11 protein-coding genes are annotated in these 11,719 nt (G+C 36.5%); 6 read left to right on the plus strand and 5 right to left on the minus strand.

Annotated features, from left to right (window positions below; translation table 11 throughout):
• Positions 1–16: 16 nt before the first annotated feature.
• From bamA to lpxB, 6 genes are all read left to right on the plus strand, one after another.
• Positions 17–2,413: an outer membrane protein assembly factor BamA gene (gene bamA / locus ABID39_RS04700; protein ID WP_354186548.1), complete on the plus strand. Its 2,397-nt coding sequence runs from the start codon at positions 17–19 to the stop codon at positions 2,411–2,413.
• Between the two features lie 65 nt (positions 2,414–2,478).
• Entirely contained in the window at positions 2,479–3,525 is a 1,047-nt protein-coding gene (gene lpxD, locus ABID39_RS04705; protein ID WP_354186550.1) for a UDP-3-O-(3-hydroxymyristoyl)glucosamine N-acyltransferase, read from the plus strand.
• A gap of 1 nt (position 3,526) precedes the next feature.
• The gene (gene fabZ, locus ABID39_RS04710) at positions 3,527–3,994 is read left to right on the plus strand and encodes a 3-hydroxyacyl-ACP dehydratase FabZ (protein ID WP_354186552.1); all 468 of its coding nucleotides are present in this window, start codon (positions 3,527–3,529) and stop codon (positions 3,992–3,994) included.
• Positions 3,995–4,017: 23 nt separating this feature from the next.
• Positions 4,018–4,842 (plus strand): acyl-ACP--UDP-N-acetylglucosamine O-acyltransferase, encoded by an 825-nt coding sequence (gene lpxA / locus ABID39_RS04715; RefSeq protein ID WP_354186554.1) that lies wholly within the window; start codon positions 4,018–4,020, stop codon positions 4,840–4,842.
• A 2-nt stretch (positions 4,843–4,844) separates the two neighbouring features.
• Positions 4,845–5,717 carry an LpxI family protein gene (locus ABID39_RS04720; protein WP_354186556.1) on the plus strand — a complete coding sequence of 291 codons (873 nt, stop codon included), beginning with the start codon at positions 4,845–4,847 and terminating at the stop codon, positions 5,715–5,717.
• Entirely contained in the window at positions 5,710–6,936 is a 1,227-nt protein-coding gene (gene lpxB / locus ABID39_RS04725) for a lipid-A-disaccharide synthase (RefSeq protein ID WP_354186558.1), read from the plus strand. The genes ABID39_RS04720 and lpxB overlap by 8 nt, the downstream gene beginning before the upstream one ends.
• On the opposite strand, the gene ABID39_RS04730 is transcribed toward lpxB, so the two are convergent.
• The 5 genes from ABID39_RS04730 to ABID39_RS04750 all read right to left on the minus strand — a co-directional run bounded on the left by ABID39_RS04730 (position 6,933) and on the right by ABID39_RS04750 (position 11,374).
• On the minus strand, positions 6,933–7,706 hold the full coding sequence (locus ABID39_RS04730; protein ID WP_354186560.1) for an amino acid ABC transporter ATP-binding protein: 774 nt from the start codon (positions 7,704–7,706) through the stop codon (positions 6,933–6,935). The two genes, lpxB and ABID39_RS04730, sit on opposite strands and share 4 nt — an antisense overlap.
• An 81-nt stretch (positions 7,707–7,787) precedes the next feature.
• Positions 7,788–8,495, minus strand: a complete 708-nt coding sequence (locus ABID39_RS04735; protein WP_354186562.1) for an ABC transporter permease — start codon at positions 8,493–8,495, stop codon at positions 7,788–7,790.
• Positions 8,492–9,214 (minus strand): ABC transporter permease, encoded by a 723-nt coding sequence (locus ABID39_RS04740; RefSeq protein ID WP_354186564.1) that lies wholly within the window; start codon positions 9,212–9,214, stop codon positions 8,492–8,494. Before ABID39_RS04740 ends, ABID39_RS04735 begins: the two co-directional genes overlap by 4 nt.
• 80 nt (positions 9,215–9,294) lie before the next feature.
• The gene (locus ABID39_RS04745; RefSeq protein WP_354186566.1) at positions 9,295–10,047 is read right to left on the minus strand and encodes a transporter substrate-binding domain-containing protein; all 753 of its coding nucleotides are present in this window, start codon (positions 10,045–10,047) and stop codon (positions 9,295–9,297) included.
• 574 nt (positions 10,048–10,621) lie between these two features.
• Complete coding sequence (locus tag ABID39_RS04750) at positions 10,622–11,374, minus strand: transporter substrate-binding domain-containing protein (protein WP_354186568.1); 753 nt, start codon at positions 11,372–11,374, stop codon at positions 10,622–10,624.
• Between the last annotated feature and the right edge of the window lie 345 nt (positions 11,375–11,719).

Genomic DNA, 11,719 nt, shown 5'->3' on the forward strand with positions numbered 1-11,719 from the left:
AAGGTAAAAGAAGCCAATGACTATGAGTTCAAAGTTTTTAAGTGCAGCATCTGTGTTGGTATTGGGTATGGGGGGCGTTGTTCCGACAACAGTTTTTATGTCAGTTGCAATGGTTGAAGAGGTACAGGCATCTGTAGTTCATTCTATTGAAGTTCGCGGGAATAAATTTGTAAGTGCTCAAGCAGTTCGAGATAATATAGGCATTAAAGTTGGACAGAATGTTTCCAGTGGTGATATTGATTCTGCGGTGAAGCGTCTTTTTAGGCTAGGTTTATTTTATGATGTTAAAATAGATCAGGTTGATAATAAACTGGTTGTATTTATCAAAGAGTATGAGGTGGTCAATCAGGTGTTGTTTCAAGGAAATAAGTCCCTTAAGGATCCTGATCTTAAACGGTTTATTTCCTTAAGACCGAATGAGCCTTTTAATTCTTCTAAGCTTTCAGAGGATATCAATACAATTCGTGGAGCCTATAAAACTGTTGGCCGTAATAATGTTGCTGTTACAGTTCAGACCATTAACTTGGGAAAAGGGCGTGTAAATGTGGTATTTAATATTGTTGAAGGACGAAAGACAAAGATTAAAGACATCACTTTTAAGGGAAATAGTGCTTTTGGAAGCCGCCGTTTGCGTGATGTGATTTTAACAAAGCCTTCTGGAGTGTTCTCATTATTGTTGGGAGGTGATGTTTACAGTGAAGAGCGTTTAGCTGCTGATGAAGAGGTCCTCCGTCGCTTTTATCATAATCGTGGTTATGCGGATTTCCGAATTGTTTCCTCTAAAGCGGTTTTTGATGAAGTAAGTAACGCATATAAAATTGACTTTGTTCTTGATGAGGGCGTGCGCTATAAAATTGGTGATATTCAGGTTGAAAGCGATATCGATGGGATTGATGTTCAATCTGTGAAAAATATACTGAAAACTCGGTCTGGTGATATTTACAGTGCAGAGAATATTGAACAGTCCGTTGCAATTATTAATAATAAAGCTGCTGATTCTGGTTATGCTTTTGCTAAAGTTGAGCCGCGGGGGAATCGTGATTTTGTAAATCACACAATTTCGATTTCATATAATATTGAACAGGGCCCACGTGCTTATATTCAGCGCATTGAAGTGCGTGGCAATGAAAAAACGCGTGATTATGTTGTTCGCCGTGAGATTGATTTGAACGAAGGAGATGCTTACAATCAAACTTTGGTACAGCGTGCAAAGCGTCGTCTAGAAAGTTTGGGCTTTTTTAAAGCAGTTAATATTTCAATCGTTCCGACCGATCAGTCTGATCAGGTTATTTTGGTTGTAGATGTTGTTGAAGCTCCAACAGGAGACCTTTCCCTTTCTGGAGGGTATACAACGGGTGGTACGAGTCCTGGTATGTCGCTTGAAGTATCTGTTACAGAGCGTAATATTGGAGGGCGTGGTCAGTATGTCCGTTTGGGTTTAGGAGCTGGGCAAGAAAAATCTCGTAATTATAATTTATCATTCGTTGATCCTTATTTCTTGGGTTATCGTTCATCTGCAGGTGTTGATGTTTTTCGCAGTACTTACCGCGCTGATAAAGCATATGATGTACGACAGACAGGTGGATCACTTCGATTTGGATTGCCTATTAATGATCAGTTATCTGCTAATTTAGCTTATTCTTATGTGCAGGAAGAGTACGATTTTGGCAAAGAGTATGATTTAACTAAAGAGAGTGACATAAGAAAATTATATGGGAAATATTCTGGTGCAATTGTTCAGGCCGCAAAGAACAGCCCTTGGAAGCGTTCATCAATTAGTTATGGTCTTACCTATAATACTATTGACGATATGAAAAATCCACATGATGGATGGTATACGCGTATTCTTCAGGAGTATGCAGGGCTTGGTGGAAGTGCAAAGTTCTTGAAGACAACGGGGAAAGCGATGAGGTACAAGACGCTTTCTGAGCAGATGGATCTTGTTGGTTTATTTTCTTTTGGTGGTGGTTATATTCATGAAATAGGCAAAAATGGTGTTCGTATCTTCGATATGTTTAAGATAAATACTGATATGCTCCGAGGCTTCAAATACAATGGAATAGGTCCGCGTCAGATTTCTAATCAAGGTGAAGTTTATTTTTTAGGAGGGACGACCTATATGAATGCGACTGCTGAAGTACAATTTCCTATACCTGTTGTGCCTGAGGGATTGGGGTTGCGTGGTGCTTTATTTGCAGATATGGCAACACTTTATGGTAATAATTACAAACCTGTTGTTCAGGATGAAATGCCTGTTACATATACCAAAAGTGTATGGCGCTCGTCTGCGGGTTTAAGTTTGATGTGGGATTCGCCGTTTGGTCCATTGCGTTTTGATTATGCTTGGCCAATAAAAAAGCAAGAAGGTGATCATTTGCAGCAATTGAATTTTGGTATTTCTACGAAGTTCTGATTTGAGTTTTCTTGAAGAAGGAAAAAATGAAGCAAGTGGGTTAGGCTGGGAGAGAAAGTTTTTTGATGGCGGATACATTTTTTTTTACGCCGTCCCGGCGGCTGACGGTTGCTAATGTTGCAGAGTTGACGGGTGCTAAACTTCTTAATCCAGAGTTTTCTAACACGGTTATAAATACTCTTTCTTCACTTGAGAGTGCTGAGGAAGGGTCTCTCGTGTTTGTGGAGCATCGGAAGTTTTCTGATGCTCTCTTGGGGAGTTCTGCTGTCGCTGTTTTTTGTACGAATGAAATTGTTTTTAAAGTCCCTAAATCTATGGCGATTTTGGTGACATCTACACCCCAGCGTGATTTTGCTCAGATTGGTCGTATTTTATTTCCTGATTCTGTCAAGCCAGTACCTTGGTTTGGTGAGAGAGGAATTTCGCTGCATGCGCACATTCATCCAAGTGCTAAACTCGCACATGATGTGTGTATTGAAGCAGGGGCTGTCGTTGGTAAAAATGTTGAGATTGGAGCTGGAACACTTATTTCTTCTACTGCTGTTATCGGTGAGAATTGTCGTATTGGGCGTGACTGCTATATCGCCCCTAAGGTAACAGTTCAATATTCCTTAATAGGGGATAGAGTTCAGATTTATCCTGGTGTTTGTATTGGGCAAGACGGTTTTGGTTATGTTGGTAGCGTTTCTGGGATTGAAAAGATTCCACAGCTTGGTCGTGTTATCATCGAGGATGGTGTAGAAATTGGTGCGAATACAACAATTGATCGTGGGACGTTTGAGGATACCATTATCGGTGAAGGAAGTAAAATTGATAATTTAGTACAGATTGCTCACAATGTAAGGATTGGTCGCTATTGTCTTATTGCCGCGCAGTGTGGGATTGCTGGAAGTACATCTGTAGGTGACATGTCTCAACTTGGTGGGAGTGTTGGGGTGGCGGATCATATCGTCATCGGTAAATGTGTTCAGATCGCTGCTGGTAGTGGTGTGATGAATGACATTCCAGATGGAGAAAAATGGGGAGGGATTCCAGCACGACCATTTAAACAGTGGTTTCGTGAAGTGGCGGCGTTGCGTAATATTGGCAAAGTTAAAAAGGAGAAAGCCTGATATGTCCAACACTGGAGAAATGAAAAGTTTAGAGGCTTTAGATATTGAACAATTGCTATCAATATTACCACATCGTTATCCATTTTTATTGATCGATCGCATAGTGGGAATTGATGATGAGCAAGAAGCGATTGGTATTAAAAATGTAACTATTAATGAGCCACATTTTATGGGACATTTCCCCGAAAAGCCAGTTATGCCTGGAGTTTTGATTTTAGAAGCTATGGCACAAACAGCAGGTGCAATTTCACTTTTAAGATTAGGAAATAAGAAAACAAACTTAGTTTATCTTATGACGGTTGATAATGCAAAGTTTCGTAAACCGGTAATTCCTGGTGATCAGTTAAAGATTTATGTTCAGCTTTTAAAAAAGAGATCTGGCATGAGACGTTTTTCATGTGTTGCAAAAGTGGAGGATGTTCGCGTCGCTGAAGCAGAAATTACTGCGATGATTATAGAAGAAGAGTAAACGATATTAATGGGGATTTTAAAATGTCCGGTACAAAAATTCATCCAACTGCTCTTGTAGAGAAAGGAGCGCAGCTTGGTGAGAATGTACAAGTTGGGCCGTTTTGTCATATTAGTTCAGAGGCTGTTATTGGTGATGGATGCAGTTTGATGAGTCATGTTGTAATAATGGGGAAGACAACATTAGGAGCCAATAGTAAAGTATTTTCGCATGCAGTTTTGGGGGCAGATCCACAAAATAGTAAACATAAGGGAGGAAGTACAACTCTTTCTATTGGTAAAAATTGTACGATTCGTGAAGGTGTGACAATGCATAGAGGTTCCGACTCGAGTGTAGGAATGACGAGTGTCGGCAATAACTGTCAGTTTTTTTGTTATGCGCATGTCGCTCACGATTGTTATGTGGGAAATAACGTAACATTTGCTAATAATGCAATGATTGCTGGGCATGTTACTGTCGGGGACTATGTTATTATTGGTGGTGGTGCTGCCGTTCATCAATTTGTTCGTATTGGGCATCATGCATTTATAGGTGGTGTTTCTGCACTGGTTGGTGATTTAATCCCTTATGGAACAGCTGTTGGGGTGCAGGCAAAGCTTGCTGGATTAAATATTATTGGTATGAAGCGTGCAGGGCTTGCACGTACAGATATTCATGCATTACGTCATGCTGTTTCTATGCTTTTTGATCATAGCAAACCGTTTAAAGAGCGTGTCAGCGACGTTTCTTCTTTTTATTCTACTTCTCAGTCTGTAGTTGATGTCGTTAATTTTATTAAAGAAAAAGGAAAACGTTTTTATTGTACACCAAGATTTGAAGGTGATAGAATAAAAGAAAATAAGGATTAAAAATGCCAGTATTTCGTGCCAGAAGCTGTCTTTCCGGCCGTACTGCTATTATAGCAGGAAATGGTGTTCTACCTATCACTGTTGCTCAAGAGCTTGAGAAGAATGGGCAGAATCCTTTTCTGGTACTTTTGCGTGATGAAGCAGATACTGTGCTTCATCGTTATGATCATTGCGAATTATCAATTGTGGAGTTAGCGCGACTTGTTAAAATTTTAAAAACAGCTGGAGTTTGTAATATTGTTTTGGCAGGTGGTGTAAAAAAACGGCCTCTTCTTACACAATTACAATTTGATTGGAAAACATTTTTAGCTCTTCCTAAGTTAATTGGAGCTTTGAGGGGTGGAGATGATGCATTATTGAGAGCTTTTATAAAGATTATTGAAAAGCATGGTTTTTATGTTATCGGTGCTCATGAGATAGTACCAGATCTTTTAGCACCAAGAGCATTTAATTTGACGTCACGGCGAGCTACTCAAAAAGAGAAAAAAGATATTTTCTTAGCTGCACAAGCAGCAAAGCTTTTAGGTCAATTAGATATTGGGCAAGCAGTGGTAGCTATCAATGAAAGGGTGATTGCGGTTGAGGGAGCTGAGGGAACCGATAATATGCTGTGGCGGGTTTGTGAAATGCGAGAAAGGGGACAAATTCCACCTAAAGGTGGTGTTCTTGTTAAATGTGCAAAACCACAACAAGATCATCGTGTTGATTTGCCATCAATTGGGCCTGCTACAATAATGAATATTGTAAAGAGTGGATTATCTGGCATTGCCGTAGAGGCAAATAGAAGTCTTATATTGTCGGTGAAAACAACAATAGAAAAAGCTAACAAATATTCTCTATTTATAGAAACATTTGAAAATTTTGATCATGAGTGATTGTTTCTTAAAAATTGCTGTTATTGCAGGTGAGGAATCAGGTGATTTTCTAGGAGCGGATTTGATTTCTTGTTTATCACAACAGACAGGATGTCATATTCATTTGATTGGTGTTGGTGGAAGCCATTTAAAGGCATTAGGTTTAAAAAGTTTTTTTGATTTTCATGATATTGCTTTAATAGGTTTAGGTGCAGTATTAAAAAAGCTTCCGTCATTGCTGAGGCATATTCGCAATTTATCGAAATTTATTGCACAAGAACAGCCCGATTGTCTAATTATTATTGATAGTCCTGATTTTACCCATCGTGTTGCAAAAAAAGTGCGTGCTTTATCACCTTCTATTCCTATCATTAAATATATTGCACCAACCGTTTGGGCATGGCGTCCAGAGCGTGCTAAAGCTATGCGTGAGTTTGTTGACCATGTTTTAGCAATTTTTCCTTTTGAAGAAAAGATTATGAAGGATTTTGGAGGTCCTGCTACGACTTATGTTGGACACCGCCTTTTAACTTATCCTCCGCTCTTGACTGTTCAATCAGAAAAAAAGCGCCAATTAAGAAAGAAAAATTTATCGATTAAACAAGCTTCATTGCCTACACTGGTTGTGTTACCTGGATCTCGCAAGTTAGAGATTCGTTATTTAATGCCCATTTTTAGAGAAGCAGTAGAAATTTTCGCACAACGTGAGCCTCATTTACGTATTATTTTACCAACTTTGCCGCATTTGGTGGATGAAATTCATGATTTTGTACGAGGCTGGAAAAGCAAGGTGGAGATTGTTGTTGGTGAAGATGCAAAATGGCATGCTTTTATGGACGCGGATGTTGCTCTTGCGGCACTTGGAACAGTTTCACTTGAGTTAGCATTGGCAAAGATTCCTATGGTCCTTTGCTATAAATTAGATTGTTTTTCTAAATTTCTACTTTTTCCAAAAATAATGTTATGGAGTGCTGCTTTGCCAAATATTATCTCTGATAAGCCTACTGTGCCGGAGTATTTTAATGAATTTCTACGACCTGGTATGTTAGCAAGGCAGATGGAACAACTCCTGTATAATCCTTTATTACGCCAAGCACAACTTGATTCTTTTGAGATGATGGAACGAAAAATGAAGACTGAAGCTCCCTCTGGAGTTGTTGCGGCTCAAACGATTATAACTCTTTTGAAAGAAAAATCAGGACATTTAGCATTGTGCGAATGCGACAATGTGGACGATTAATATTTAATTTTAGCAAGAAACTCACGAGCACGTTGGCATTTAGGATTGGTAAAAAATACATCAGATGCTGTATCTTCGAGAATTTGTCCATTTTCTAAAAAAAGTATTCTTTCTGAAACTTCGCGTGCAAAACCCATTTCATGAGTAACGCAAAGCATTGTTATACCTGTATTTGCCAATTGAACCATAACTTCTAAGACTTCTCTAACACTTTCTGGATCAAGAGCTGACGTTGGCTCATCAAAAAGCATCACTTCAGGTTCCATACAAAGTGCACGAGCAATTGCAACACGTTGTTGTTGTCCGCCTGAGAGTTGTAAAGGATATTTTTCAGCATGTTTTTCAATTCCAACATCTGTAAGATAACGCATTGCTCGTTCTTTTGCTTGTTGTTTGGAAAGTCCTTGAACTGTCATAGGGGCTAAAATACAATTTTGCATAACACTCATATGAGGAAATAAATTAAAATTTTGAAAGACCATTCCTATTTTACGTAGAACATTTTTCTGCTGGTGTAGAGGAGCAGTGTGAATATCGATATTGTGAACACAAATGGAACCTTTTTGCGCTGTTTCTAATTGATTAATACAACGAATTAAAGTTGATTTTCCTGATCCTGAAGGTCCGCAGAGAACGATGCGCTCGCCAGATTTAACATCGAAATTAATATTATAGAGCACTTGAAAATCTCCGTACCATTTATTCAAATTTTGGATAGAAATCACAGAGTCTTCAGCAGTATGGACAGATTTATTAGGTTCTAAATTCATTTTGTTATATTCTTTCACTGATAAATCAATTGATTAAAGTAACATTTTGATATTACAAAGTTTTTTTTATGACTGTTTTCTTTATCGTAAATACCGAGAGAGGCGATATTCAATAAAAATAATAAAACGATGAATAAATTCAACAATAAAGAGGTAGAGAAAGGCTGCCCAAATATAAACTTGAAAATCAAATGTTCGGGAGTAGGTGAGCTTAGCGATTCCCATTAAATCATAAACAGTGATAAGTGAGGCAATGGCACTAGATTTAATCATTGAAATAAGTTCATTTCCTAAAGGACGCAATGCTAAAACCATTGCTTGCGGAAGAATAACTTTAAAAAATGTTACAGAACTGCTCAGTCCTAATGCTTTTGATGCCTCACGTTGTCCAGTTGTTATGGATAGAAAACTTCCTTTAAAGATTTCGGATTGATAAGCAGCAGAATTGAGAGAAAAAATGAAAAGACAGCAATACCATTCATTTTGGAAAAACCACCATAAACCGACTTGTTGCCAAACGCTACTCATTGAACCAAGTCCGTAGTAGAATAGAAAAAGTTGGGCTAATAATGGAGATCCACGGAAAAAATAGACATAAGCCTGCGAAAAATATTGTAAAAACTTATTATTGGACAAGCGAGCATATGCGATAAGCATGCCAAAAATAAAACCAATAGAGCAAGAAATAGAAACGAGTTCAATAGTAATAATAAATCCCTCAATAAATTTGGGACCATAACGGTTTAGAAGAGCAGGATTAAAAAGAAAATAAAGCCACTCAGGAATCATGAGTTCAAGACCTTTCGATATCCTGCTTGAGTGTATGTTTCCAGATAGTGTAGGATTGCAGAAAAGAACGCTGAAAATAATAAATAGAGTAAGCATGCCACTAAATAAAATAGCATAGGTTTATTGGTAGCGGCAACTGCCAGATTTGTTTGTCGCATAAGGTCAACAAGTGAAATAGTTGATACGAGAGATGTATCTTTAAGCAAAGTAAGCCAATTATTAGAAAGTCCTGGCAATGCATTTTGAACGAGCTGAGGAAAAATAACACGAAAAAATGTGGTTGATCGTGAAAGTCCTAACGTTTTAGCCGCTTCATATTGACCTTTGTCAAAGATATTAAACGCTCCAAGCCAGACGTCACAAGAAAAAGCTGCAAGAACCACACTGAGTGCAAGGACGCCAGCAAAAAAAGCATTAATACTGAACATGACTTCAATATTAAAATAATCAAGAACAATTTGAATAATATTTTGCAGCCCATAGTAAACTAAAAATAGGGTTAAAAGTTCTGGTAATCCACGAAATACAGATGAAAAGATGGTTGCTATGGCTTTAGCTATTTTAATATCGGATCGAATCATCACAGCAGCGAGAAGTCCTAAAGGAAATCCTAAAAGCCCACAGCATAAAGCCAATGATAATGTTATCCCAGCACTAGAAAGTATAACCATTCCCCACCCTCCATTGCTAAAGGACAGCAATGTTAAATTTTCAATCATTCTTGCGCTCCTTACAAAAAGGGTTAGATAATAGTTTTCTAGAAATGGAGAGTGTGCTTAATTTTAATACCTATTGATATTTAATAAATATCAAATGCAAAATATTTTTTCATAATCTTATCATAAGTTCCATCCATATGAATTTCTTTTATTGCTTTATTAAATTTATCTTTAAGCTCGTTATTATTTTGACGTAGAGCAATTGCAATAGGAAATTTTACTTTTTCAAGAGTCCCTAAGAATTGACAACAGTCTTTACCTTCTTTTCCAAGCCAGTTTAATGCTTGTAATTTATCTACAATAATGGCATCAAGCCGACGGTTTAAAAGATCACGATTCACTTCTATTGTTGTCGGATAGAGTTTAATATTTACTCCTTCAGAAGCATAATGGTCTTCTGCATAGGCTGCTTGTGTTGTATTTGATTGCACGCCAAGATTTTTACCTTTAAAAGCCTGCGCAGTAATTTCTTTAATCCCTGAATTTTTAGTAACAATCACAGCGAGTTCTGTATTATAGTAAGAATCTGTGAAATCAATCTTTTGTAAGCGCTCTTGTGTAGTGGCGAGTGAAGCAATAATAGCATCATATTTTTTTGCAAGAAGACCGGGAATCATTCCCTCAAAGTCTTGAGTGATGATTGTACACGTAACATTCATTTTTTTACAAAGGGCATAAGATATATCAATATCAAAACCTTGGAGTTCGTTATTTGAATCAATGTAACTAAATGGAGGGTAGGATCCTTCACTTGCAATTTTTAGTGTTTGAGCATTGACTGGTTGAAAAAATAGTGTTGCACTTGCTATGAGAGTAACGACTAATAATTTCATTCTGTTCTCCTATTGGATAAGCCGAAAAATATGAGACCATCATGTATTTTTATAATCTGTAAGCTCTCTTGGGAGCAATGTAAAAATTTATGATGCCCATTTTGTTATCAATTATGACGGATATCATGATCAAAAAATATCTATTTTTATGAATTATATGTATGATAAACGGAGAGAAGAAACCAATATCTCATTAGCTATATTTATAAATGTTTTTCATAAGGTGATTCATCTTCGTCATTTTATTCAAAAAATGGTTTTTGAAAAAGATTACTAAACTTAAGCATAAAGAAAATTGAGATCTTAAGAAGATAAAAATAAGATATTGTTTCATTTTAATTAATAAGCTCTAAAAATTTGATGTTGATACATCATACGCATGGCTATTACAAAAATGAAATATCGAAAAAGACTCAAATTAATAACTCCTCTCATAAAGAGGAAAGATTTTCTTTTAAAAAGCCGGTTTCTTGCAAAAATAGTAAAAACACTAAATTTTAAACATTTTTATGTTCCTCATGAAAGGGTAAAACAATGATTTTCTAAAATTAAACAGTTGGTTGAATTTGAGTACTTAATAAATATCAAATGTAAAATATTTTTTCATAATTTTTTCATAAGTTCCATCCATCTGGATTTCCTTTATTGCTTTATTAAATTTATCTTTAAGCTCGTTATTATTTTGACGTAGAGCAATTGCAATAGGAAATTTTGTTTTTTCAAGAGTTCCTAGAAGTTGACAACAGTCTTTTCCTTCCTTTTCAAGCCAGTTTAATGCTTGGATTTTATCTATGATAACGGCATCAAGTCGATGGCTTAAAAGATCACGATTAACTTCTATTACTGTAGGATAGAGTTTGATATTTACTCCTTCAGAAGCATAATGGTCTTCTGCATATGCTGCTTGTGTTGTATTTGATTGCGCACCAAGATTTTTACCTTTAAAAGCCTGCGCAGTAATTTCTTTAATCCCTGAAACTTTAGTAACAATGATAGCTAATTCTGTGCTATAATAGGGATCAGTGAAGTCGATTATTTGTAAACGCTCTTGTGTCGGAGCGAGAGAAGAAATGATCGCATCATATTTCTTTGCAAGAAGACCGGGGATCATTCCCTCGAAATTTTGAGTAACGATCGTACACGCGACATTCATTTTTTTACAGAGTGCGTGGGATATATCAATATCAAAACCTTTGTGTTCATTATTTGAGTCAATATAACTAAAAGGGGGATAAGAAGCATCACTTGCAATTTTCAGTGTTTGAGCATTAACAGATTGAAGAAAGAACGTTATACTCGCTATGAGAGTGACTACTAATAATTTCATTATGTTCTCCTATTGGATAAGCAGGAAAATATGAGGACATCCTTTGTTTTTAATAATCCGTGATCTCTTTTGGGAGCAATATAAAAATTTATGGTGTCTATTCTGCTATCAATTGTAATAGATATCATAATCATAAAAATACTTATTCTATTAAATTGAGAGAAAAAATCAATATCCCATGGATTCTATTACAAATCATTTTTGATAAAATAATTTATCTCCATTATTTATTCGAAAAAATTGAGGATTTAGTTTTGAAAAAGATTATTATTAAATTGAAGTAAAAAACTAGAATTTAAGAATACAAAAGTAAAGCACTATTATCATTACATCACCAAATAATAA

It is taken from the genome of Bartonella japonica (assembly GCF_040545385.1).
In the GTDB taxonomy this organism is placed as follows: Bacteria; Pseudomonadota; Alphaproteobacteria; order Rhizobiales; family Rhizobiaceae; genus Bartonella; species Bartonella japonica.